Source organism: Gemmatimonadota bacterium, assembly GCA_016720805.1.
Classification (GTDB): Bacteria; Gemmatimonadota; Gemmatimonadetes; order Gemmatimonadales; family GWC2-71-9; genus Palsa-1233.
Genome location: JADKJZ010000012.1, coordinates 1 through 22,496, shown reverse-complemented (window position 1 = coordinate 22,496; position 22,496 = coordinate 1). Strand labels below are relative to the sequence as shown.

Below are 22,496 nucleotides of genomic sequence, written 5' to 3'. Positions count from 1 at the left end.
GGGGGTCGCGTCATGGGCGACTGCCGACTACTCTACCCCCCCCCGCTGCGCTATTCGCAAGTGAATGGCGCCATATCAGGGCCCCATGGCCTCGACGCGGGCCGACAGGGTACTCCCACCGTATTCGCAAGATCGTGCTGACGCTGGCGTCCTCCGAGAGGTCCTTCGACTTCGCCCGCTGCGCGGGCTTCGCTCAGGATGACACTCCTCGTTTCGTCCCCCTCACTCCTCACCCCTCACTCCTCGTTGCGCCCCCCTCACTCCTCACCCAGCGCGGCCTTTGGCCGCGCCCCCGTTCACCGTTCGCCGTTGACCGTCCACGGTGTAGCTTCTCTCCATGACCAAGCTCCCCGTGGCCATCCTCGGCGCCACTGGCACCGTCGGCCAGAAGTTCATCGCGCTCCTCGCGGAGCATCCCTGGTTCGAGATCGTCCAGCTGGCCGCCTCGGCGGCGCGCGACGGCAAGCGCTTCGGCGACGAAGTGCGCTGGCGCGAGCTGACGCCGCTCCCCGAGCATATCGCCGAGATGCGGCTCACGACTGTGGCGCCAATTGCCGGCGTCCGGATTGCCTTCTCGGCCCTCGACGCTTCCGTGGCACGCGAGGTGGAGCCGGCCTTCGCGCACGCGGGCGTCTTCGTGGTGAGCAATGCGTCCGCGTTCCGGATGGCCGATGACGTCCCGTTGCTGATCCCCGAGGTCAACGCCGACCACCTGTCGCTGCTGGCACGTCAGCAGCGTGAACGCGGATGGACCGGTGCGATCGTCGTGAACCCCAACTGCTCGACCGCCGCGCTGGTCACGGCGATCGCGCCGCTGCACCGTGCCTACGGGCTCCGCAAGGCGGTCGTCGCCACGCTGCAGGCCGCGTCGGGCGCGGGATATCCGGGGGTGCCGTCGCTCGACCTGCTCGGCAACGTGATCCCGTTGATCGGCGGCGAAGAGGAGAAGATCGAGGCGGAGCTGCGGAAGATCCTGGGCCGGGTGGACGGGGAGCGGATCGTCGAGGCGGAGATCGTGACCAGCGCGATGGTGCATCGCGTCCCGGTGGTCGATGGCCACATGGTGAGTGCGTCGCTGGAATTTGAAACCGCACCGACGCCGACCGAGGCGATCGCGACGCTGCGCGCCTTCCGAGGGGCCGACCCGGTGCCGACGCTGCCGAGCTCGCCGGCCCTGCCCGTGGAAGTGGATGACCGCCCGGACCGGCCGCAGTCACGGCTCGATCTCGATCGGGGCCGCGGGATGACCGTCACGGTGGGACGCGTGCGGCCCTGCCCGCTGCATCATCTGCGGCTGGTCGCGTTGGGGCACAATCTGGTGCGGGGCGCGGCCGGTGCCGCGGTCCAGAATGCCGAGCTGCTGGTGGCGTCAGGCCTGCTCGAAGAGTGACAGCATCCCTTCGGTGCCGGGACCGACGACCCGGTTCCGGCCCGCTGCCTTGGCCTCATACAACCGGGCATCGGCGATTTCGAGCAAGCCGTCCATCGTGCGTGCATCGACACCCCATGCCGCCATCCCGATCGAGACCTGGACCCGCGCCGTCCCGCCCTTCGGCAGCGTGATGTCGGTGAGCCCCACGGCCACGCGCACCTGATCGAGTGCGTCGAGGGCGCTCTCGACATCGGCACCCGGCAGCACGATCAGGACCTCCTCCCCGCCATAGCGTGCCACCATGTCGCTGCGCCGCAGCCGGTCCTTCAGCACCGTCGCGAGCGTGCGGAGCGCGGCGTCACCGGCGGCATGGCCGTGGCTGTCGTTGAACTCCTTGAAGCGATCGACATCGAGCAGCGCCACCACGAGGGCGTTCCGCGTGCGCGCCGTCCGCAGGACCTCGTTGACCAGGTACTCCTCGGCGTAGAGCCGGTTGAAGAGGCCGGTGAGTCGGTCGTTGGTGCTCATCCGCCGCAGGCGCTGCGTGCGGCCGACAATCGAGAGCGCGACGACGGTCATCGCGCCGATGATCACCAGTCGCGACACCTGCGCGGCCCAGGAGAAGGCACCGTACTCCTCGCTGCCCACGAGCAGGCCGTCGCCGCGGTGCGTGGCCCAGGTGAGCACCGACAGGCCGATGTGCTGGGCCGCCGCCATGATGCCGGTCACCAGCGTGACGCGCTGGTCGTAGCGCAGCGCCGAGGCGGCAATGGCGATCAGGTACGCTTCCCAGACCACGCGCGAGTTGGTGGTGATGATCGGGCGCTGCACCAGCCAGAACGCGAAGAGCGACATCGACACCAGCGAGACGTCCACGGTGGACGAGACGAAGGCGATCCCCTGCCGATAGGTGTGGCTCTGGATGAACCGCTCGAGCACGACGGCCACGGCGACCGCAATGAGCGTGACGCCGAGCCCGACGTAATGCTGCGCGTCACCGGGCTCGAGGAAGAGCGAGAGGATCGGGGCGAGCAGGAGGAAGAAGGTGAGCCAGGTGCGCACGCGCGCCACCAGCAGCTCGCCGTCCCGTGCCGCATCGGCAAAGGCCTCGTCGGGCGGGGAGGTGATCCACGCGCCGAGTCGGGCCAGCGTGCTGCGCCGCGCGACCGGTGTGGTCACATCAGCCGGTACTTGGGGCCGCTGCCCCCTTCGCGTGGCGTCCACCGCGGGCCGAGCACGTCGGTGGCCTTGCAGTCGACACAGTTCGGGGCGTTGACCCGCAGCGTGTCGCCATCGCGCTCGTAGACGCCGGCCGGACAGAGCGCGGCATAGAAGTCGGCGACCTCACCCGTCACGTCGCGCCCGACGATCAGGTGCGACGGAATCGAGTCGCGCGTGGCGTTGCCCGACTTGAAGACGGCGTCGACCTTGCTGAAGGTGAGGACGTTGTCGGGCGTGAACGGCACGCCAGGGCCACTGGCGCGCGGCGCCTCCGCATCGGCCGGCATCGCGATCCGTCCACCGGGGAACGCCCCGCCCGTCACCGTCATCAGCCCCGCCTTGATCGCACCGGGAATGAAGCCGTCCTTGAAGGCGAGGCGCATGTTGCGCGTCTTGTGCATGTCCTTCACGATCCGCGACTGCCGCACGGCAACGTCATAGCCGGCGAGCCGCTCGGCCGGCACGCGTCCCTCGGTGGCCAGCGCCTGGACGATCGTCGTCGCCGCCAGCATCCCCGACTCCATCGCGTAATGGATCCCCTTGAGCGATGGGACGTCGACGAAGCCGGCGGTGTCGCCGATCATCACCACGCCGTCGCCGAAGAGCCGTTCGGGAAGCGAATAGAAGCCGCCCTCCGGAATCGTCTTGGCGCCCCACTCCAGCATCGTGCCGCCGGTGAGGATCGCCTTGAAGAGCGGGTGCAGCTTCATCCGCTGCAGCGACTCGTGCACGTCGAGCGAGGCGTCGTGATAGTCGAGGCCGACGACGAGTCCGATCGAGACCTGATTCGGCCCCATCGGATAGCACCACGAGCCACCGAAGGCGTTGCTCGGCAGCGGCCAGCCCAGCGTGTGGATGACGCGGTCGAGCGGCTTGGTGACCTCCCAGACTTCCTTCACGCCAAGCGCGAAGATCTGCGGATTCGGCGAGCTCACCCCCTGCCACTCGCGCCATGCCTGCGACAGCGGACCCCGCGATCCCTCGGCGAGCACCACCACGCGCGCGGTGAGGTCGGTCGTCTCCTGAAAAACATCCGTCGGTTGTCCGTCACGATCCAGGCCGCCCGGCGTGGTGCGCACGCCGATCACCTGCTTGCCGTCGACCAGCAGCGACTCGGCCGGGAAACCGGGGAAGATGTTGATCCCCATCGCCTCCGCCTTGTCGCCGAGCCAGCGGACGACCTCGGAGAGCGAGCAGACGAAGTTGCCGTGGTTCCTCATCGTCGGCGGCGTCGGCAGCTTGGTCGCGCCCCCCTCGGTCAGGTAGTAGACCGCTTCACCGGCCACGGGCTGGCGGAAGGGAAAGTCCGCATCCTTCAGGTCGGGAAAGAGGGCGCGGAAGGCCGAGGGGTTGATGACGGCACCGGAGAGCGAATGCTCCCCCAGGGCGCCAGCCTTCTCGAGCACGCCGATGGCGAGCTCCGGATTCGCCTGCGCCAGCTTGATGGCGCACGACAGCCCCGCGGGGCCGGCCCCGACCACCAGGACATCGAGCTCGATCGCCTCGGGATGGGGCGTCTCCGCCCGGATCATGGTGGCGGGGAGCGACGGCTGGTGGCGAACGGGGAGGACAACGCCCACGGGGGGAGCTCCGGAACAGGGTTAAGCCGTAAATATAGGGGCGATTCGATGATCGATGATCGACCATCGATTATCGATCATCGAATTTCCAGCCCCAGATCCGCCCCCACCACCGAATGCGTCAGCGCCCCGGTCGACACGAAGTCCGCCCCGGCCAACGCATAGGCCCGGATCGTGGCGAGGGTGATGCCCCCGGTGGCCTCGATCTCGAGGGTGGGGCGGACGGCGCGGGCACTGGCGGCCCATTCGCCCACCGTTTCCGGGGTCTGGTTGTCGATCAGGAGCCGGGTCGCCCCGGCCCCGACCGCCTCGTCGAGCTGCTCGATCGATTCGACCTCGACCTGGAGCCCGGTCACCCCGCCAGCCGCCGCCTCGGCCAACGCGCCGGCGAGACTCCGCCCCGAGGCGCGCAACGCCTGCCAATGATTGTCCTTCACCATCAGGGTCGTGGCCAGGTCCGTGCGGTGCAGCGCGCCACCGCCGGCGAGCACCGCGGCGACCTCGAAGGTGCGGAGTCCCGGAGTGGTCTTCCGCGTGTGGAGCACCCGGCAGTTCGTCCCTGCGACGGCGTCGACATACTGCCGCGTCATCGTGGCGATGCCGCAGGCGCGCTGGAGCAGATTGAGCAGCGGACGCTCGGCGCGGAGGATCGCACGGAGCGGACCGCGCATCGTGCCGAGCACCATGGGCCCGGCGAGGCGGTCGCCATCCGTGACGGACCAGGCAACAGGATCGAGCCCGCACGCCGCGACGACGGCATCGGCGTACGCCTGGCCGGCGACCACCAGCGGCGCACGGCCCTCGATCACGCCGACACCGTGCTGTCCCTCGGCGATGGTGACGCTGGAGGTGACATCCACGATGCCATCCTCGGCCAGGGCGAGCGCGGCGACGCGCGCCGCGTCGGCGGCCACCACACCCGGCGCGCGGGGATCACGCACCGAGCGCCACCATCCGGTCGATGGCGAGCTTCGCGCGGGTACGAATCTCGGCCGGCACGTCGATCTCGTACTGGTGATGCCGCAACGCATCGCGCACGTCCTGCAGCGTGATCGTCTTCATGTAGGCACACTCGGCGGCGCGATCGGCCGCAACGAACGTCTTCCCGGGTGCCATCTGTTCCATCCGGTGGATGATCCCCGTCTCGGTCGCGATGATGAAGGTGTCGGCCGCGAGCGTCTTGGTGAGCTGGATCATTCCTTCCGTCGAGGCGATGTGGATCCCCTCGGGCGGCAGGTCGCCATCGGCCATCCGATAGAGGAGGCGCGAGGCACAGCCGCACTCGGGATGCACCAGCACTTCGGCGCCGGGGTGCGCGGCGCGCGCCGCCTCGAGGTTGGCGATGTCGATCCCGGCGTGCACGTGGCACTCCCCCATCCACACCTCGACGCGCCGGTGCGGGCGCATCCGGCGGACATGCGCCCCGAGAAACATGTCGGGGAGGAAGAGTATGCCCTTCTCCTCGGGGATCGCGTCGATCACCTCGAGGACGTTGCCGCTGGTGCAGCAGTAGTCGAGTTCCGCCTTCACCGCCGCGGTGGTGTTGACGTACCCGACCGCGACATAGTCCGGAAAGTCCTGACGCCAGCCACGCACTTCCTCCGGCGTGATCGTGTCGGCGAGTGAGCAGCCGGCATCGAGGTCCGGCAGCAGCACCGCCTTCTCCGGTGCCAGCACCTTGGCCGTCTCGGCCATGAAGTGCACGCCGCAGAAGACGATCACATCTTCGGTGACGCCGGCGGCACGCCGCGAGAGGCCGAGCGAGTCGCCGACGAAGTGCGCCACATCCTGGACCTCGGCCCGTTGATAGTTGTGGGCGAGGATGATCGCGTGCTTCTCGACGGCAAGGGCGCGAATCTCCGCCTGGAGGGCGACGATCTGCTCGGGCGAATCGGTGCCGGCTTCGATGACGGGCAAGGCCTTCGTCACGAGGTACTCCGCGGGTTCGGGAAGTCGGTGCGGCGATGCCCACCGCGACTCTCGCGGCGGCGGCGTGCGCCCCGCGCGATCAGCAGGGCGATGCGAAGCTGGTCGGCGACGTGCCAGGCGCCTGGCGGCACGGCGTCGCGCAGGTCGGCCAGCGCGAGTTCCGCTTCGGCGAGTCCGTGCTCGGTGCGCAACAGGCCGACATCGTGCGTCATGCAGCGACGCATTGCCGTCAGCAGCGCGCCACCGCCCTGCTCCGGGCCATGGTCGGCATCGTCGGGTGCCGGAGCGAATGACGCCGGGCGCCAGGCCCGTGCCGCCAATTCGGTGCTCACGGCACGGCCGGCACGATCGGCGAAGACCAGCCCTTCGAGCAGGGAGTTGGACGCGAGTCGATTGGCGCCGTGCACACCGGTCTGGGCACATTCGCCAACGGCCCAGAGTCCCGGGACGGTCGAGGCGCCATCGAGGTCGGTCCGGATGCCCCCCATGGCGTAGTGCATCGCGGGCGCGATCGGCAGGAGGTCCGCGCTGAGCGAGAGGCCGTGGTGGGCCACCAGCGCCGCGACGCCGGGGAAGCGCGACTCGACGTCGGTGATGTGCCGCGCGTCGAGGAAGGCCTCGCCCCGCAACGACGGACCGGCCACGGCGCGCGCCACGATGTCGCGCGGGGCGAGTTCACCGCGCGGGTCGGCATCGAAGGCGAAGCGTCGCCCGGCGCCATCGACCAACAAGGCGCCGGCACCGCGCAACGCCTCGGTGAGGAGCGGCGCCGGATTGACGCCCGGCAGGTGCAATGCGGTCGGGTGGAACTGCAGGAACTCGATGTGCTTCAGCTCGGCGCCGACCGCCGAGGCAAGGGCCCAGCCGTCGGCGGTCGCCACGGGCGGATTGGTGGTCACCTCGAAGAGCTGCCCCACGCCGCCGGTCGCGAGAATCACGGCGGGCGCGGCCACCGCCGTGGCGTCACCATCGGTGTCGAGGAGGATCGCCCCGATCACGCGACCTTCGTGCATCACCAGGCGGCGGACGCGGGTGGACTCGCGCAGCTCGATGCGCGGGTCGGCGCGTACCACCCGACTGAGCGCCGCCACGAGCACCGCCCCCGTCCGATCGCCCTCGGCATGGATGATCCGCGCGTGCGAGTGGGCCGCCTCCAGCCCGAAGCGGAGCGACCCATCGGGCGCCCGATCGAACTCGGCACCGAGGCCAAGCAGCTCGCGAATGCGATCGGGGCCTTCATTGACGAGGACGTCGACGGCCTCCGGATCGGTGAGCCCGCCGGACGCGGCGATCGTGTCGGCCGCATGCGACGCGGGGGAATCGCCGTCGCCCATGGCAACCGCAATTCCCCCTTGGGCCCACGCCGTGTTCGAGTCGGCCAGCGTCCCCTTCGTCACCAGGAGGACCGCATGGCCCTCCGAAGCGAGTCGCCAGGCAGACCAGAGCCCGGCGATGCCGGTGCCGACGACGAGGGGACGCGACAACCGCTACTGCCCCTTGGCTGCCTTCACCGCCGCGGTCAACGCGGGAACCACCTCGAAGAGGTCGCCCACGATGCCGTAGTCGGCCACCTTGAAGATCGGTGCGTCCTTGTCCCGATTGATCGCGACAATCGTGCGCGCCGTGCGCATCCCGGCGAGGTGTTGAATGGCGCCCGACACGCCGACCGCGATGTAGAGCTCGGGCGCGACCGTCTTTCCGGTCTGGCCGACCTGCGCGCCATGCTCGATCCAGCCGGCATCGACCACCGCACGCGACGCGCCGACGGCGGCCTCGCCCCCGAACGCCGCAGCCAATGCCTCGAGCAGCCCGAAGTGCTGCGGCTCGCCGAGGCCGCGGCCACCGGCCACCACCACGCGCGCCTCGGCCACATCGAGCGTCGCCTTCTCCGGCGCGGCGATACCGGTCACCGTGAGCCGCGGCGTGAACGCCGGCACCGCCACGGACTCCACGGCGCCGGCCTTGCCCGAGGCGGCGGCGGGATAGGCGCCCGGCCGCACGGCGACCACGGCGGTGCCGCTGAACTCGAGCGTCTGGATCGCCTTGCCGGCATAGACCGGGCGCACGACGCGCACGGCGCCGTTCACCGCGGTCACGGCGGTCACATCCATCCCGCACGGGGCGTCGATCGCGGCGGCGAGGCGCGGCGCGAGGTCCTTGCCGGTCGCCGTCGCGGCGAGGAGCACCGCCGCGTACTGCCCGGCCACCGACTGCACCGTCGCGACGATCGCCTCGGGCGCGTACTGCGCAAAGGCATCGTGCGAGGCGGTGAGGACACGGTCCGCGCCTGCGGCGCCGAGGGCGTCGATGCCATTGACGCTGCCGACACCGCAGACCAGCGCGTCGACGCGCCCACCGAGCTGGTCGGCGAGCTGGCGCGCCGCCGTGAGGAGTTCATTGGCGCCCTTCCGGACCGCGCCGCCCCGCTGTTCGATCACACAGAGAATGTCGGCCATGGTCAGAGCACCTTCGCTTCAGTCGTGAGTGCGGCCATCAGGGCCGGCACGGCGGCCGCCCCTTCGCCGACGATCCGCCCCGCTTGGCGCTCCGGCGGCAGCGCGAGCGAGACGATGGTGACGCGCGAATCACCGGCCGTGGTCGGCACGATGTCGAGCGGCTTCTTCTTGGCGGCCATGATCCCCTTGAGGCCGGGGAGACGCGGCGTGTTGAGCCCCTTGTCACAGGTGAAGACAGCCGGCAGCGCGCAGTGCGCCGACTCGACCCCGCCCTCGACCTCGCGCGTGACCTTTGCGGTGCCGCCCTCGACGACGAGCGCGGTGATCGCGGTCGCACAGGGCCGGCCAAGCAACTCGGCCACCATGGCGCCGGTCTGCTGGCCATAGTCATCGACGGCGACCTTGCCGAAGAGGATCAGGTCGTAGCCGCCGTCCCGCAGGTGGTCGGCGAGCACGCGCGCGTTGGCGAGGCCGTCGGCCGACGGCGTCCCCTGCAGGTGCACGCCACGGTCCACGCCCATCGCGAGCGCCGTCCGCATCGTCTCCTGCACGGCGTCGCCGCCGAAGGCGATCACGACGGTCTCGCCGGCACCCGCGGCATCACGCAGCGCGATTCCGGCCTCGAGGGCGTATTCGTCATACGGATTCGGGACGAACTTCACCCCGGTCTCGTCGATCGACGTGCCGTTCGACGCGATCGCGATCTTCGCGGTCGTATCGGGGACGCGGCGGAGGCAGATGGCAATTTTCACGTGCGTGGAGCTCCCTGCTGAAAGAAAGTCGTTAGTCGTTAGTCGTTGGTCGTTAGGGGTGTCATTCTGAGCGAATCCCGCGAAATGAGGGGACCACTCCAATGACCAACGACTAACGACTAACGACTCTTACTGAACCATCAGTATGCAGCGATCCCCGTAATCTCCTGCCCCAAAATCAACGAATGCATGTCGTGCGTCCCCTCGTACGTGTACACGCTCTCAAGGTTCGCCATGTGACGCATCGAGTGATACTCGACCAGGATGCCGTTGCCGCCGAGCAGGCGGCGGGCTTCGCGGGCGCACTCGCACGCCATGTTGACGTTGTTGCGCTTGGCGAGCGAGACGCGGGACGGCGTGGCCTTCCCCTCGTCCTTGAGGCGGCCGAGCTGCAGCACGAGCAGCTGCGCCTTGGTGATCTCGGTCAGCATCTCGGCCAGGCGCTCCTGCTGCAGCTGCGTCCCGGCGATCGGCTTGCCGAACATCACCCGGTTCGCGGCGTAGCGGCGCGCCTCGTCGTAGCACGCCATCGCCGCGCCGACCCCGCCCCAGGCGATGCCGTAGCGCGCCTGCGTGAGGCACATCAGCGGGCTCTTGAGCCCACCGGAGTTCGGCAGCAACGCCTCCTTCGGGACGTGGACGTCCTGGAGGTGCAGCTCGCTGGTGTCGGAGGCGCGCAGCGAGAGCTTCCCCTTCTGGTCCTTCGCCGTGAAGCCGGGGGTGTTGGTCGGCACGATGAAGCCGCGAATGCTCTTCTGGTCGTCGATGTCGCCGGTCTTGGCCCAGATGATCGAGACGGTGGCCTGCGAGCCGTTGGTGATCCACATCTTGGTGCCGTTGAGCACCCAGCCGTCGGCGGTCTCGCGCGCAGTGGTGATCATCCCGCCGGGGTTCGAGCCGTAGTCGGGCTCGGTCAGCCCGAAGCAGCCGATCTCGGTGCCGGCAGCGAGCTTCGGCAGCCAATGCTTCTTCTGCTCCTCGCTCCCGAAGGCGTAGATCGGGTACATGACCAGAGCACCCTGCACCGAGGCGAAGGAGCGGATGCCGCTGTCGCCCCGCTCGAGCTCCTGCATGATCAGGCCGTAGGCGACGTTGTTCAGCCCGGCGCAGCCGTATTCCTCGGGCAGATTGGCGCCAAAGAGCCCCAGCTCGGCCATCCCGGGGATCAACTGCTTCGGGAACCGGCCCTCGAGGTAACACTCCCCGATGACCGGCATCAGCTGGTCGTCGACCCAGGAGCGCACGGTATCGCGCACGGCGCGCTCTTCCTCCGAGAGGAGGGCGTCCATGTCGTAGAAGTCGACCCCAGTGAATTCCGACGAACCTGCCATGAAATACGGCCTCCGAGAGGGTGCGGGGGCCAATTTAGTCGGGTGAGGGGTGAGGGGTGAGGGGGGCAACTCGGGACGTGAAACGTGAACGGTGAAAGGTGACCCACGATTGCGTTTCAGTGACGCACGTTTCACATCTCAACGATAGGCGGGGATCCCGGTCAGCTCCTGCCCCACGATCAGCGTGTGCATGTCATGGGTCCCCTCGTAGGTGTAGACGCTTTCGAGGTTGGCCATGTGGCGCATGGCGTGCCAGCCGCCGAGGATGCCGTTGGCCCCCAGGAGGCGGCGGGCCTCGCGGGCCACGTCGCACGCCATGTCGACGTTGTGCCGCTTGGCGAGCGAGACCTGCACCGGGGTCATGGCGTCCTGGTCCTTGAGGCGGCCCAGCTGCAGCGCGAGCAGCTGTCCGTTGGTGACCTTCGTCGCCATCTCGGCGAGCCGCTCCTGCTGCAGCTGCGTGCCGGCGATCGGCTTGCCGAACATCTCGCGCTGCAAGGCGTACTGGAGCGCCTCGTCGAAGCAGGCGAGGGCGGCACCCAATGCGCCCCAGACAATCCCGTAGCGCGCCTGGGTGAGGCACATCAGCGGGCTCTTCACCCCGCCCGAACCCGGAAGGAGGGCGTCCTTCGACAGCTTCACCTGGTCGAAGGTCATCGCACTCGACTCCGAGACGCGGAGCGAGTGCTTGTCGTCGACGCGGTGCACCGTGACCCCGGGCGTGTTCGTCGGGACGAGGAAGCCACGGATGCTCTTCGGGTCGTCGGAACCGTTCGTCTTGGCCCAGACCACGGCCACATGCGCCGACGGCCCGTTGGAGAGCCACTTCTTGGTGCCGTGCAGCGTCCAGCCGTCGGCAGTCTCGTCGGCGTTGACGATCATTCCGGCGGGATTGCTGCCGAACTCCGGCTCGGTGAGGCCGAAGCAGCCGATGACTTCACCACGCGCCATCCTCGGCAGCCACGACTGCTTCTGTGCTTCCGACCCGAAGGCCCAGATCGGATACATCACCAGCGAGCTCTGCACCGAGGCAAACGAGCGTATGCCGGAGTCGCAGCGCTCGAGTTCCTGCATGATGAGTCCGTACGCCACGCCCGACAGCCCCGGACCGCCGTACTCCGCCGGGATGGTCGGTCCGAGCAGCCCGAGCCCGGCCATCTCGCCAACCAGGTGATGCGGGAAGACGCCGTCGAAGTACCACTGCGAAATGTTCGGCATCAGCGCCGTGTCGACCCAGGCGCGAACCCGATCACGGAGGGCGCGCTCCTCCGCGGTCAGCAGCGACTCGGTGTTCATCAGGTCCACCTGCCGGAAAGCCGGCAGGGGCGCGGGATGGAGCGGGGCGAGCGGCTTCATGCAATCGTTCCGTAGAGATCGAGATGCGAGGGATACCCCGCCGGCGCCGTGGCGTTCGGTCGGATCCCCACTTCCTTCGCCTTCCGGCGGAAGGAGACGCCGTGGTCGAGCGGGTGGCCTGTCTCGCACTGCCATTGGTGCACCATCTCGTGCAGCAGCGTCTCGGTCGCGGCGGGCCAGCCGTCGCGGCGGACGTGACGCCGGGAGAGGGTGATCTCGACGGGGCGACCGTCGTGATCGGCGCGGAACTCACCCAGGCGCGTCGACATCCGGTCGGAGAGGCGGATCGGGATGGTGCCGAGCGCGCCCTGGAAGTGCCGGGCGTTGAGGATCTCGTGCAGCCGCATCAGCCGGCCGATGATGACTTCGTGTTCCGGCGCGACGGGGCGCGGGCCACGATGCGGCGTGACCCGCGACGGCGCGTGGCGGTCGACGGGAAAGGCGAGGAAGCGGCGCCGCGCGACGAGGCGTTCCGCCTTCGAGACGCGCGGTCGCAGGAAGGTGAGGATCGCCGAGAGGACGTCATCCGGTGCCCACGCATAGCCCGCGTGCAGCCGGAGCCCGTAGCGCGGATGATGGCTCACCAGCACGGTGCGATTGCGCGTCAGTGTGACCATGGTGCCGGGCGCAAGACCGAGGCGGAAGAGACGATCGGGCAGCGCGCGTTCGGGATCGACATCGAGTCCGAGGGAGAGCTGTGGCTCGGCGGCGAGGCTTCCGAGACGTTCGGCGACCTCAGCCACGGGCGGCAGCGGGGTCGGCGACGCGTGGCCGAGCAAAGGCGTGTTCGGGGCCGGGCTGGAAGAGGCCGAGGGCCGCTTCCCAGAGATAGTGACGCACGGTGATCGACTCGTCGTCGGCGGTGATGACGTTGCAGGCCGACGGACGATGACCGCGGGTGCGTGACGTGTGGGTACTCGAGGTGGCGACGATGACGCCGTTGGGCAGCGTGCCGGCGCCCTCTTCATGATCGTGACCGCAGAGCACCAGGTCGGTGCCGGCGCCCATCACCTGGCGCCAGGCCGCGCGCCAGCGGGCCAGTCCCATGCGCTGCGAAATGCGGCCGCGCAGCAGGTTCTGATGCATGACCATGACGCGCAGCAACTCCGGGCCTTCTTCCGCGAAGCGGGTGCCGGCGCGTTCGGTTTCCCGCGCCGGCAGGTGCCCCTTCACCGCCATGTCGTTCAGGTTGTACGTCATCGAGCCGGCGGTGACGCCGTACGAGGTCAGCACGCCGCAGAGCACCGCGCCTTCGATGACCAGCGTCGGCGTGAGGTCGACGCCGAAGTAGCGGGTGTACTTCTCGTACTTCGCGGCCGCGCCGATGACGTCGAATGGTGTGGTCCACCACTCGACATCGTGGTTGCCGGGCACCACCAGCGTCGGGGCGATTCGGCGCATCGCTTGCACGAAGTCGAGCGCGCGCTGGAACTCACCGTGCCGGGCACGCTGCGTCAGGTCGCCGGCGATGACGACCGCCGACGGCGACAGGGCGGTGGCCAGGGCTTCGAGCCCGGCCACCTGTGCCAAGTCGGCGTCCCGACCGAAATGCAGGTCGGAGCACTGCAGCAGCGTGATGGGGGTCACCAGACCACGCGCACGCGGTAGGTCAACGTCGCCTTCCCCTTGGCCGGCACCGTCACCGGGAAGACGGCGCGGGTCGCCGAGCGTTTCTGCACCGGCACCGAGCTCTCGACGATCGACCACTCGCCGCCGCGATCCTCGCGCACCTCGACCACCACCGCCGAGTCCTTGGCGTTCTGCAGGTCGACGCGATACGACGCCATCGCGATGGTGCGATTGGTGTTTGGCGCCGTGCTGCGCGTGGTCGTGAACGCCGTCTGCGTCCGCTTGGCCGTCACGTCGAACGCGGTCCCGGTCGAGACGTTGAGCTCCTCTCCAGGTGCGGTGTGGCCGATCGCACCCATCCCGATCAACTGCAGCCGCCCCGCCTTGTCGGTGTCGAAGACCTGCACGCCGCCACCGGGAGCGGGAGGTCGCCGAAGGTCGTGCCGAGCTTCCGCTCGAGGCGGTACGTGACCGCGACCGGCACCTCGCGTTCATCCTCTTCCTGCGCGAAGCCGCCCCAGAACGGAATGCCGCCTGACACCGTGAAGCGCCGCTCGGCGCGAGCCGGCGTCGGGTCGAAGAGCGGCGTGACCAGCTGCGTCCCGGGCGTGAAGGTGATCCGCCCCGGCAACGTGTAGAGCCGCGCCTCGCCGACCGCTTCCTGAGACGGCGCGGACATCGTCGAAGGCGTTGATCGTGCGACCCGCGACCCTTGGCCGCCATCGCGTACGCCTGAGGCGACCGGCTCGGTGCCTGCACACCAATGTCCCCGGCGAGCAACTGCACCTCGGCATTCGCCAGGTCGAGCGTACCGCTCATGATCGACGCCGCCCCTTCGATCCGACCGGCCGCGCCGAGGATGAGCGAGTAGGAGACGCCCCACGACGCGCCGCTCGTGGCGTACATCATCTTCACGCTGCTGCGCGCCCGGTCACTGGTGAGCGTCAGGTCGCTGACCGGCGTCGCCGGCACGCGGGACGGTTCCCAACGGATCTGGCCGGGGCGCCCGAAGACGATTCGCGCCGCCGACCTGCCACCGCTCCGGCTGCAGTGCGATCAACCCGGCGCGGAGTGATCCAGAGTGCCGTTCCCATCTGCGCTCGAACTGGAACTCCTCGCCGATGTGCCGCCGCAGCAGCGCCTCTTCCGTCGACGCACCGTCGAAGGAGACGCGGCCGAGCTTCACGCCCGGCTCGAGGAGCATCAGCGATGCCGGCTCGAAGATCCCGAGCGGCAGCGACACCGTCGACGTGCCGGCGGCGATCGCGGCCGGGAGCGTGCGACGGATCAGCACGCGGCCGGAATTGAAGAGGGTGACGGAGGGGGGGCATCCGCCGGTTGTTGCGCCACCAGCGTCGCGGGCGCCACCAGCGCCAGCATCGGAAATCGCAGGGATCGGGTCATCGCAGCATCTCCTCGGCCACGCGGCCGGCAATCTTGTAGACCAGGACGGCGACCACCGGAACGGCGGTCACGGCATACCACTGGCCTTCGGGAGACGTCGCTGGGCGTATCAGGCTCCACGCCGCCGTGACCGCCCCACCAACCAGGGCCGCACGACGGGCCACCCCGTGACCCGACGCCGCCAGCGCTTCTGGCAATCCGGGCACCGTTCGTTGAAGTCGATGTCGGGCACCCGTCGCCCGCAATCGCTGCAGGGGACCTCAGGCCACCCGAGCGGCGACGGCACGGCCGAACTCCTGGGTGGATGCGCTGCCGCCGAGGTCGCAGGTGCGGACCCCGTCGGCGACGATCGTGGCGACGACCAGCGCGCGCGGACTCGGTCGGCCGCCACCTGTTCGCCAATATGGTCGAGCATCATCGCCGCGGCGAGGATCAGCGCCGAGGGATTGGCGAGCCCCTGCCCCGCGATGTCCGGGGCCGAGCCATGCACCGCCTCGAAGATCGCCGCCGTCTCGCCGATGTTGCCGCCCGGGGCGAGGCCAAGGCCGCCGACCAGGCCGCTGATCTCGTCCGAGAGGATGTCGCCGAAGAGATTCGTCGTCACGATCACGTCGAACTGCTCCGGCTTGAGCACCAGCTGCATCGCGGCGTTGTCGACAATCAGGTCGTTGAACGCGATGCGTCCCTCGTACTCCTTGGCGATCTCGCGGCCGATCTCGAGGAAGAGGCCAGTGGTGAACTTGAGGATGTTCGCCTTGTGCACCAGCGACACCTTCTTGCGGCCATGGCGCACCGCGTACTCGAACGCGTACCGAATCACCCGCTCCGAGTTGGCGCGCGTCACGATCGCCACCGACTCCGCCTGGCCGTGCGGATCGCCGTTGACCTCGACGTAGCGCTCCTGCCCGATGTACAACCCCTCGAGATTCTCGCGCACCAGCACGATGTCGATGCCGTCGAAGCGGCCCCCGGGGACGATGGTCTTCGCGGGCCGCACGTTGGCGAAGAGGGCGAACTCCTTCCGGAGCGCGACGTTGACCGAGCGGAAGCCGCCGCCGACCGGCGTGGTCAGCGGGCCCTTGAGCGCGAGGTTGGTGCGACGGATCGAGTCGAGCGTCGCCTCGGGCATCGGATCGCCGGTGGCCTCGACCGCGGCCATCCCGCCAAGCTGCCGGTCCCACGCGAACGAAAGGCCGGTGGCCGCGAGCACCTGCAGCGTGGCATCGGTGACTTCGGGGCCGATGCCGTCGCCGGGAATGAGCGTGATGGAATGCGTCATGAACTCAGTTGAAATCGGGAGGATCCTGGCGACGGCGGCCGCGAGGGCAGCCGACGGCGTGGCCGCAATCGCGAACGGCGTGCTGCGCCAGAGCAGCGCACCGCTCCGGGCATCAGCCAGCACCAGCACCACCTCGGCGCGGATGCCGGCCGGCATGGCCTGGAAGCGGACCGCTGCAGGCACCATCACCTGGCGGCCGTTGGTGAGCGCGGCGAGCATCCGCATCTGCGAGAAGAGCGGATCGGGATGCGCTTGAGGCCGTCGGCCCGGGCATCGCCTGTCCCATCTTGTCGGGATCGTTGATGGTGCCCGGCGCGCGGCGCGCGATGCGGCGCAGTTCCTCGCCCAACAGCCACGTCACCTCGGGGCCGCGCATCTGCAGCACCTCGCCGATGAGCGAGTCGGCCCAGCGCAACCGGCTGTGCAGATCGGTCGGCATGCCCGAACCCGCTGCCGAATCGACGACGAGTAGGTCACCGGCAGCACCGGAATCGACTGCCCGGCGAGCGGCGACAACAACAGCGCCGGGGCCGGCGCGAGCTTCGGTTCCTTCGCTTCCTTGGTGGCCTGTGCGCAGGCTGGCGCCGCCACGCAGAGGAGCATGGCAGCAAGAAGCAGCGCAGGATGGTGGGAGGCGGGGAATTTCACCGCGGAAAGCTATTCCAGCGAGAGCCCGCCGTCTACGGCGATGACTTGCCCGGTCACGTGGCGTGCCGCATCGGAACAGAGGAAGGCGATGACCGCGGCGACGGTCCTCCGGCTCCGCCAGGCCGGCCCAGCACGGCGCGCTTCTGGGCCCGCTCAATGACGTCCGAGGGCAGCTCGTCGAGGCGCTCGGTGTGCACGAAGCCCGGGGCGACCGCGTTGACATTCACATTCGAGGGGCCGAGCTCGACCGCGGCCGCCCGCGTGAAGCCTTCCAGCGCTGCCTTGCTAGCCGCGTAATTGGCGACCCCGAAGCCGGGACGCGCGGCCTGGTGCGCCGAGATGTTGACGACCTTGCCCCAGTGCTGCCGGCGGAAGTGGGGGGCGCAGGCCGCCACGCAATGGAAGGCGCCAGCCACGTTGGTGTCGAAGACGGTGGTCCACGCCTCGTCCGTCATCCGCCACAGCGCGCCATCGCGGGCGATGCCGGCATTGTTGACCAGGCAATCGACCGTGCCGAAGCGGCGCACCACCTCGGCGATGAACGCCTCGACCTGGGCACGGTCGCGCACGTCGCACCGCGCCGCGTAGACCTCGCACCCCATCGTCGTGAGCGTCGCCTCGGTCATCAGCGCGGTGGCCTCGACATCCCGCCCGCCCATCTCGAACCAGCAGAAGGCGACGCGGTACCCCAGCCGGCCGAACTCGAGGGCGATGGTGCGTCCCAGGCCGGTGGCGCCGCCCGTGACCACGGCGACTCGCCCCGGCGTCACGGCCTCGGCGGCCGCGGGGCGGGGGTTCAGTCTCGGGGGTCGGCTCGGCGACCGACGCGGCAAGGGCAGCCGACCAAGGATCGGGGGCGGCGCCAGGATACGGGGACATATCCAGCGAAGCTACGGGCCGAGGCGGCGGGGGGCAACGGCAGGCAGCGCCGAGGGGGACTGAAGAACGCCGTGGGGTCAGGCCACCCCGCCAAAGCGTGCCTCGAAGGCGTCGCGGTAGGAGCGGGTGAGAACCAGGCGGCCGCCGCCCTCCAGCAGGAGCTCCTGGTCGCCGTCGCCCAGGGGGCGCAGCTCACGGACCAGCCGCAGGGCGACGATGGCGGAGCGGTGGATCCTGGCGAAGCGCTTCGGGTCGAGGAGGGCCTCGAGATCGCGCATGGTCCGGCAGGAGAGGTGGACGCCCTCTGCGGTATGCAGCCGGACGTAGTTGTCGGCCGCTTCGATCCAGCGAATGTCGGCGACCTCAAGGACGGTCGTCGGCGGCCGACCCCACGCGCCGCGATCCGTTCGAGGTACTCCACCGGGGCGACCAACTGCCGTGCGGCGAGCCCGGCGATGCTCCGTGCAGGGCCTCGCCCTGATCCCGGCCGATCCGCCCCGCACCCGATCGACCGCCTTGGCGAGCCTGGCGGGGTCGAAGGGCTTCAAGAGGTAGTCCACAGCCTGTGCCTCGAACGCCTGCACGGCATACTCATCGAACGAGGTTACGAAGACGACGGCAGGGGCGTGGGCGGGGTCGAGTTCGGCGACGACGCCGAGGCCGTCGAGCCCCGGCATGCGGATGTCGAGGAAGAGCGCATCGGGGTGAGTGCGGTCGACGAGGTCGAGGACTTCGAGGCCGTTCTTCGCCTCACCCACCACCGTGACGTCGGGCTGGCGCGGGGAGGAGGCGCACGAGGTCGGCGAGCAGCAGTGGCTCGTCGTCGGCGGCCACGACGCGCATGGTGCTCACGCCGGGAGCTCGATGACCGTCTCGACGCCACCCGCCTCTGAACCGCGCGGAGCGTCAGCGAGCCCGCGACACCGTAGCGTGCGGCGAGTCGCTCCCGCGTCGTCGCGAGACCCGACCCCCTCACGCGGCGTCGCAGGGGGCGGCGCGCCGTCGTTCCAGACGATGAGCCGCAGGCACTGCGGCTCGCGCGTGGCGGTGATCCGCAGCCGACCACCCTCGGGGAGGACCGCGAGGCCGTGGCGCAGCGCATTCTCGACGATCGGTTGCAGCAGGAAGCGCGGCACCATCACCGCCTCGGTGTCGGGCGCGACCGCCCACTCCACATGCAGCCGATCGGCAAAGCGCGTCTCCTCGATCGCGAGGTAGCGCCCGGGACCGACGCTCCTCGTGCACCCGACACCTCGCCCGACTCGGGCGCGGCGAGGGCATCGCGCAACAAGTCGCCGATCTGGGCCAGCATGGTGCGGGCGCGCGCCGGGTCGCTGTCGATGGGCGCGCTCACCGATTGCAGCGCGTTGAAGAGGAAGTGCGGTTCGAGCCGCGCGGCCAGCGCGTCGAGTCGGGCCTGCGTCGCGGTGGCTTCGAGCCGCGAGGCCTGCAGTTCGCGGAGCCGCAGCGCCTCACGCGTCAGCAGCACGTGGTCGGGTCTGGGATGGTGACGTAGGTGAAGATCGCCAGCGAGAGTCGCGACGAGGTGAGGAGCGTGCGCGTGATCATCTCGCGCGTCAGGGCTTCTGTTGGCGACAGGAGCTGCAGGGAGATCCAAATCAGCACGAACACCGAGACGACGTAGCAGACGGTCATTGCCAACGTATGGACCACCGTCGCACGCAGCCACGTGGTCCGGCTGAACGGGACCCGTCGACCGAGTGCGATGATCAGCGGGGCGGCGCAAAACCAGCCGACCCAGGTCGCCGCCCCGACGGCGAGGACATCGCCGAGCTTCGCCGCCTCGCCCGAGGCCTTGCGCGGGAGATGGCCCTGAGCCGCCGTCAGCAGCGTGGTCGCGCCGAAGACGACCGGGAGCAGCGCCGGTGGCGGCGCGGGGCGCAGGGGGAGGCGTTCGGGGAGGCCATGCGAAGAAACTAGCGCCGAAATGAGGCCGGTCGGGCCGCGGTTCGCCCCGCGAGGACGCGATCTCGCCAAGGCGCGTTGGGCCGAGCGGTCGAGGCGTCGAGATCTCGCCCACCGAGGACCAAAAACAAAAACCCGGACCCCCCCTCGGTCATGGTCTGTCGTTGGTCACCTTCTCCCCTTGAGGCCCCATGGCGACGCACCGCCCTGCTCCTGAGGTTGCTTCTTGTCGGAATGCCGTTCGTCGGACTCGGCGCAGGTGCCGGCACCTGCCGCCGCGCTCTCGACCGCACCATCGCCCGGATGGGTGGCGGCTCGGCGCTCCGCGGCATCCGCTCGCTTCGGCTCGGCATGATGACGCAGTGAGCGCGCACCACCTTCGCGGATCGCCAATTTGCGGACCTGCCGTCGTACGAGCGGAATGTCGAGCTGCGCGACTACACCACCCGCGCCTGGCGCAACACACGCCAGTTCCTCGGCGGCGGACCCGCGACGGCGATCGTCGACGTGGTGCGCGACACCATTGCCGTGCGACTGATGCCAGCGGCGCCGAACGCCGCCCCGGCGTGGGGCCCGCTCAACCTCGCGTATGTCGACGAACGCCGCGAGCTCTTTGCCTTCGCACCGGAGCGGCTGGTGTTGCAGCTGCGCCATGATCCCGCCTTGCGCCAGTTGGCCGACACCACGATCGACGGCGCGGCGCACGCGCGACTGCGAGGCTACCGTCGATGGCTGGCCCGCAACGCTCTTCGTGCGTCGCGGCGATGCCTTGCCAGCCATGGTGCGCTTCCACGCTGAAACGGGGTCGCCGACTTCGGCCTCGCACCGTGGGGCCGCCACGAGGTGGAGTTCTGGTACCTCCGGGTGGCAGCGCATCGCTTCCGGCGCTGCTGCTGCCGCGTCAGCGCGATGCACCGGCTCGGCGTGCCATACAAGCGGATGACCGTCCTCGCCATGGCGGTCGACGCCCCTGCCCCAGCCGACTCCTTTGCCATCAGCGATTCGGTCGCGCGGGTCTACCTCGCCACCGAACAGCGGCCGATGTGGCAGGTCGATCTCGCCTCGATGGGAAACTCGTGCGTGAGCGCTTCGCCACCACGCCGCCGACGCTGGGCACCCCGGGCGCGGTGTTAGATCGGCGGGCAGTGGGTCTGATGGAGACGGCACAGCACGAGGGCGCGGTCGGGCTGGTTACCGCGTGGCTCGCGCAGGTGGCACCGGGTGTCCCGGTCGGCGCCGGCATCGCGACGATCCCGTCCCCCGCGAATGGCGGCGCGCGGTGGTTCACCGGCACAGAGCAGCCGCTCTGCGTGGCGCGCCGGGCGCGCGCCGATCATCCGGCGCGTGACCGGGCGCGCCGCGTCGGACGGTCGTGACCACGCCGCGCTGGATTCGGGTGGGCAGCGACTCGCTTTGGCTCGAGCCGTTCACGGCGCCCGACCTCGTCGGCGCGATGGCGGTCTACTCGCCGACGCTCAAGTGGCTTTACCTCCCGGCGGCGGGCGCCCCGACGCATCAGGTCGAGCAGGCGGCGCTGATCGCACGGCTCGCGGCACGGGGGATGGCCGTGGAGTGGATCGGCTCCGCGCGAGGCCTCGTCACGGCGGTGTCGCCGGCGAAGTGAACCGGTGTGGTCGGGGTCGGGGAAACCCGGCCCCGACCATTGCCGTATCCTTCGGGCATGACTCCTCTCCTGCTCCTCGCGCTCGCCACGCTCGCCCCGCAGGACACGGTCGAGCGCACCCTGCAGGCCCGCCTCGACAGCTATCGCACCGCCACCGGTGTCCCCGGGGCGGTCCTGGGAGTCGCCTTCCCCGATGGCCGGGTCGTCGCCATCGCCAGCGGCATAGCGGCCGCCGCCCTGAAGCGGCCGCTGCGCCCCGATGCACGCCTGCTCATGGGGAGACGTCGGGAAGGCTTCGTCGCCGCCGTCGCGATGCGGCTGGTGCGCGAGGAAAACTCTCGCTCGATGCGCCGGTGAGCCGATATGTGGGCGGTCAAGGGTGGTGGGACTCGGTCGCCAACGCGTCGAGCATCACCGTGCGGCAGCTGATGACCCACACGTCGGGGATTGTCCGCTACGAATTTCGCCCCGAGTTCACCGCGACGCTGACGTCCGATCCCGGGCGCGTCTGGGATCCGCGCGACCAGGTGCGCTACCTGCACGGCGCCACGCCACCGTTTGCCCCCGGTGCCGGGTGGGACTACTCCGACACCAACTGCATGGCTGCTCGCGCGGGTGCTGGAGCGGATCACCGGGAAGCCGATCGACGACGAAATCCGCCGCCGCTTCCTGGTGCCGATGAAGTTGACCAACACGCTCCCCTCGGATTCACGGACGCTTCCCGGCGTGGTGCAGGGCTATGCCGGTGCCCAGAATCCCTTCGGCGGCCGCGACGCGATGCTCGACGGTGGCGTGATGATCGTCAACCCGCAGTTCGAGGGGGCCGGTGGCGGCTATGCCGCAAGCGCGGCCGATGCCTTCCCGCTGGGGCAGCAGCGTATTTCGGCGGCGCGATTCACGGCGACTCGCTGCTCGCGCGGGCGACGCGTGGCACGCCGGCGCGGATGCTCGGTGCGGGCACGAACTACGGCCTCGGCATGATCCTCCGCGACAGCACCGCGGCGGGTCCGGTGCGTGGGCACAGCGGCTTCTTCCCGGGCTATCTCACGGAGTTGCGCTATTACCCCGCGTCGAAGATCACCGTCGTCCTGATGGTCAACGCGTCGGCCGTGCGGATGCGCCCGCCGATGGCGCGCTGGGTCGACGAGACGGTGGCGGCACATGACGGCG

The 22,496-nt window shown here is 69.7% G+C and carries 29 protein-coding genes and 1 pseudogene; 8 read left to right on the top strand and 22 right to left on the bottom strand.

The genetic code is table 11. The features are described from left to right. The first annotated feature begins 337 nt into the window (after positions 1 to 337). Positions 338 to 1,390 carry an aspartate-semialdehyde dehydrogenase gene (gene asd / locus IPP98_09850; GenBank protein MBL0179411.1) on the top strand — a complete coding sequence of 351 codons (1,053 nt, stop codon included), beginning with the start codon at positions 338 to 340 and terminating at the stop codon, positions 1,388 to 1,390. On the opposite strand, the gene IPP98_09845 is transcribed toward asd, so the two are convergent. The 22 genes and pseudogenes from IPP98_09845 to IPP98_09740 all read right to left on the bottom strand — a co-directional run bounded on the left by IPP98_09845 (position 1,370) and on the right by IPP98_09740 (position 19,774). Continuing rightward, a complete protein-coding gene (locus tag IPP98_09845; protein ID MBL0179410.1) occupies positions 1,370 to 2,551 on the bottom strand; it encodes a GGDEF domain-containing protein in 1,182 nt (393 codons plus the stop codon). The genes asd and IPP98_09845 overlap by 21 nt on opposite strands. Then, positions 2,548 to 4,173: a 4Fe-4S dicluster domain-containing protein gene (locus IPP98_09840; GenBank protein ID MBL0179409.1), complete on the bottom strand. Its 1,626-nt coding sequence runs from the start codon at positions 4,171 to 4,173 to the stop codon at positions 2,548 to 2,550. The genes IPP98_09845 and IPP98_09840 overlap by 4 nt, the downstream gene beginning before the upstream one ends. Before the next feature lie 77 nt (positions 4,174 to 4,250). After that, positions 4,251 to 5,114, bottom strand: coding sequence for a carboxylating nicotinate-nucleotide diphosphorylase (gene nadC / locus IPP98_09835; protein ID MBL0179408.1), 864 nt, complete (start codon positions 5,112 to 5,114; stop codon positions 4,251 to 4,253). Further along, positions 5,107 to 6,051 carry a quinolinate synthase NadA gene (gene nadA / locus IPP98_09830; protein MBL0179407.1) on the bottom strand — a complete coding sequence of 315 codons (945 nt, stop codon included), beginning with the start codon at positions 6,049 to 6,051 and terminating at the stop codon, positions 5,107 to 5,109. Before nadA ends, nadC begins: the two co-directional genes overlap by 8 nt. A gap of 47 nt (positions 6,052 to 6,098) precedes the next feature. Then, entirely contained in the window at positions 6,099 to 7,586 is a 1,488-nt protein-coding gene (gene nadB, locus IPP98_09825) for an L-aspartate oxidase (protein MBL0179406.1), read from the bottom strand. Between the two features lie 3 nt (positions 7,587 to 7,589). Beyond that, positions 7,590 to 8,558, bottom strand: a complete 969-nt coding sequence (locus IPP98_09820; GenBank protein ID MBL0179405.1) for an electron transfer flavoprotein subunit alpha/FixB family protein — start codon at positions 8,556 to 8,558, stop codon at positions 7,590 to 7,592. A 2-nt stretch (positions 8,559 to 8,560) separates the two neighbouring features. Further along, positions 8,561 to 9,310, bottom strand: a complete 750-nt coding sequence (locus tag IPP98_09815) for an electron transfer flavoprotein subunit beta/FixA family protein (GenBank protein MBL0179404.1) — start codon at positions 9,308 to 9,310, stop codon at positions 8,561 to 8,563. Positions 9,311 to 9,450: 140 nt separating this feature from the next. Beyond that, a complete protein-coding gene (locus IPP98_09810; GenBank protein MBL0179403.1) occupies positions 9,451 to 10,641 on the bottom strand; it encodes an acyl-CoA dehydrogenase family protein in 1,191 nt (396 codons plus the stop codon). Between the two features lie 138 nt (positions 10,642 to 10,779). After that, the gene (locus IPP98_09805; GenBank protein ID MBL0179402.1) at positions 10,780 to 11,937 is read right to left on the bottom strand and encodes an acyl-CoA dehydrogenase family protein; all 1,158 of its coding nucleotides are present in this window, start codon (positions 11,935 to 11,937) and stop codon (positions 10,780 to 10,782) included. 56 nt (positions 11,938 to 11,993) lie between these two features. After that, a complete protein-coding gene (locus IPP98_09800; protein MBL0179401.1) occupies positions 11,994 to 12,740 on the bottom strand; it encodes a SprT-like domain-containing protein in 747 nt (248 codons plus the stop codon). Then, complete coding sequence (locus IPP98_09795) at positions 12,733 to 13,584, bottom strand: metallophosphoesterase (GenBank protein ID MBL0179400.1); 852 nt, start codon at positions 13,582 to 13,584, stop codon at positions 12,733 to 12,735. The genes IPP98_09800 and IPP98_09795 overlap by 8 nt, the downstream gene beginning before the upstream one ends. Further along, positions 13,581 to 13,973, bottom strand: coding sequence for a hypothetical protein (locus IPP98_09790; protein MBL0179399.1), 393 nt, complete (start codon positions 13,971 to 13,973; stop codon positions 13,581 to 13,583). The genes IPP98_09795 and IPP98_09790 overlap by 4 nt, the downstream gene beginning before the upstream one ends. Beyond that, positions 13,931 to 14,245, bottom strand: coding sequence for a hypothetical protein (locus IPP98_09785; GenBank protein ID MBL0179398.1), 315 nt, complete (start codon positions 14,243 to 14,245; stop codon positions 13,931 to 13,933). Before IPP98_09785 ends, IPP98_09790 begins: the two co-directional genes overlap by 43 nt. Before the next feature lie 252 nt (positions 14,246 to 14,497). After that, a complete protein-coding gene (locus IPP98_09780) occupies positions 14,498 to 14,860 on the bottom strand; it encodes a hypothetical protein (GenBank protein ID MBL0179397.1) in 363 nt (120 codons plus the stop codon). Positions 14,861 to 14,966: 106 nt separating this feature from the next. Then, positions 14,967 to 15,134, bottom strand: coding sequence for a hypothetical protein (locus IPP98_09775; GenBank protein ID MBL0179396.1), 168 nt, complete (start codon positions 15,132 to 15,134; stop codon positions 14,967 to 14,969). A 96-nt stretch (positions 15,135 to 15,230) separates the two neighbouring features. Then, positions 15,231 to 16,264: pseudogene (locus IPP98_09770) on the bottom strand (isocitrate/isopropylmalate dehydrogenase family protein). Positions 16,265 to 16,906: 642 nt separating this feature from the next. Then, on the bottom strand, positions 16,907 to 16,987 hold the full coding sequence (locus IPP98_09765; protein MBL0179395.1) for an SDR family oxidoreductase: 81 nt from the start codon (positions 16,985 to 16,987) through the stop codon (positions 16,907 to 16,909). Beyond that, complete coding sequence (locus tag IPP98_09760; protein ID MBL0179394.1) at positions 16,951 to 17,667, bottom strand: SDR family oxidoreductase; 717 nt, start codon at positions 17,665 to 17,667, stop codon at positions 16,951 to 16,953. Before IPP98_09760 ends, IPP98_09765 begins: the two co-directional genes overlap by 37 nt. A 186-nt stretch (positions 17,668 to 17,853) precedes the next feature. Beyond that, complete coding sequence (locus IPP98_09755; protein ID MBL0179393.1) at positions 17,854 to 18,534, bottom strand: response regulator transcription factor; 681 nt, start codon at positions 18,532 to 18,534, stop codon at positions 17,854 to 17,856. 90 nt (positions 18,535 to 18,624) lie between these two features. Next, complete coding sequence (locus IPP98_09750; protein MBL0179392.1) at positions 18,625 to 18,915, bottom strand: hypothetical protein; 291 nt, start codon at positions 18,913 to 18,915, stop codon at positions 18,625 to 18,627. Then, positions 18,915 to 19,265, bottom strand: coding sequence for a histidine kinase (locus tag IPP98_09745; GenBank protein ID MBL0179391.1), 351 nt, complete (start codon positions 19,263 to 19,265; stop codon positions 18,915 to 18,917). The genes IPP98_09750 and IPP98_09745 overlap by 1 nt, the downstream gene beginning before the upstream one ends. Next, positions 19,256 to 19,774, bottom strand: coding sequence for a hypothetical protein (locus tag IPP98_09740; protein ID MBL0179390.1), 519 nt, complete (start codon positions 19,772 to 19,774; stop codon positions 19,256 to 19,258). The genes IPP98_09745 and IPP98_09740 overlap by 10 nt, the downstream gene beginning before the upstream one ends. 438 nt (positions 19,775 to 20,212) lie before the next feature. On the opposite strand from IPP98_09740, the gene IPP98_09735 reads away from it, so the two are divergent. From IPP98_09735 to IPP98_09705, 7 genes are all read left to right on the top strand, one after another. Continuing rightward, entirely contained in the window at positions 20,213 to 20,500 is a 288-nt protein-coding gene (locus IPP98_09735) for a hypothetical protein (GenBank protein MBL0179389.1), read from the top strand. Positions 20,501 to 20,566: 66 nt separating this feature from the next. Beyond that, on the top strand, positions 20,567 to 20,836 hold the full coding sequence (locus IPP98_09730; protein MBL0179388.1) for a hypothetical protein: 270 nt from the start codon (positions 20,567 to 20,569) through the stop codon (positions 20,834 to 20,836). Continuing rightward, positions 20,779 to 21,078, top strand: coding sequence for a hypothetical protein (locus tag IPP98_09725; protein MBL0179387.1), 300 nt, complete (start codon positions 20,779 to 20,781; stop codon positions 21,076 to 21,078). The genes IPP98_09730 and IPP98_09725 overlap by 58 nt, the downstream gene beginning before the upstream one ends. Then, entirely contained in the window at positions 21,075 to 21,326 is a 252-nt protein-coding gene (locus IPP98_09720; GenBank protein MBL0179386.1) for a hypothetical protein, read from the top strand. The genes IPP98_09725 and IPP98_09720 overlap by 4 nt, the downstream gene beginning before the upstream one ends. A gap of 57 nt (positions 21,327 to 21,383) precedes the next feature. Continuing rightward, positions 21,384 to 21,683, top strand: coding sequence for a hypothetical protein (locus tag IPP98_09715; protein ID MBL0179385.1), 300 nt, complete (start codon positions 21,384 to 21,386; stop codon positions 21,681 to 21,683). 138 nt (positions 21,684 to 21,821) lie between these two features. Continuing rightward, on the top strand, positions 21,822 to 22,307 hold the full coding sequence (locus IPP98_09710) for a serine hydrolase (protein MBL0179384.1): 486 nt from the start codon (positions 21,822 to 21,824) through the stop codon (positions 22,305 to 22,307). Then, positions 22,304 to 22,496, top strand: a 193-nt coding sequence (locus IPP98_09705; protein MBL0179383.1) for a hypothetical protein, incomplete at its 3' end; no start/stop codon positions are given. The genes IPP98_09710 and IPP98_09705, both read left to right, overlap by 4 nt.

Excerpts from the sequence above, each read along its gene's own strand:
- IPP98_09820 (MBL0179405.1), bottom strand. The coding sequence starts at position 8,558 with ATGGCCGACATTCTCTGTGTGATCGAACAGCGGGGCGGCGCGGTCCGG.
- IPP98_09715 (MBL0179385.1), top strand. The coding sequence starts at position 21,384 with ATGACTCCTCTCCTGCTCCTCGCGCTCGCCACGCTCGCCCCGCAGGAC.
- IPP98_09785 (MBL0179398.1), bottom strand. The coding sequence starts at position 14,245 with ATGTCCGCGCCGTCTCAGGAAGCGGTCGGCGAGGCGCGGCTCTACACG.
- IPP98_09810 (MBL0179403.1), bottom strand. The coding sequence starts at position 10,641 with ATGGCAGGTTCGTCGGAATTCACTGGGGTCGACTTCTACGACATGGAC.
- IPP98_09750 (MBL0179392.1), bottom strand. The coding sequence starts at position 18,915 with ATGGTGCCGCGCTTCCTGCTGCAACCGATCGTCGAGAATGCGCTGCGC.
- IPP98_09805 (MBL0179402.1), bottom strand. The coding sequence starts at position 11,937 with ATGAACACCGAGTCGCTGCTGACCGCGGAGGAGCGCGCCCTCCGTGAT.
- asd (MBL0179411.1), top strand. The coding sequence starts at position 338 with ATGACCAAGCTCCCCGTGGCCATCCTCGGCGCCACTGGCACCGTCGGC.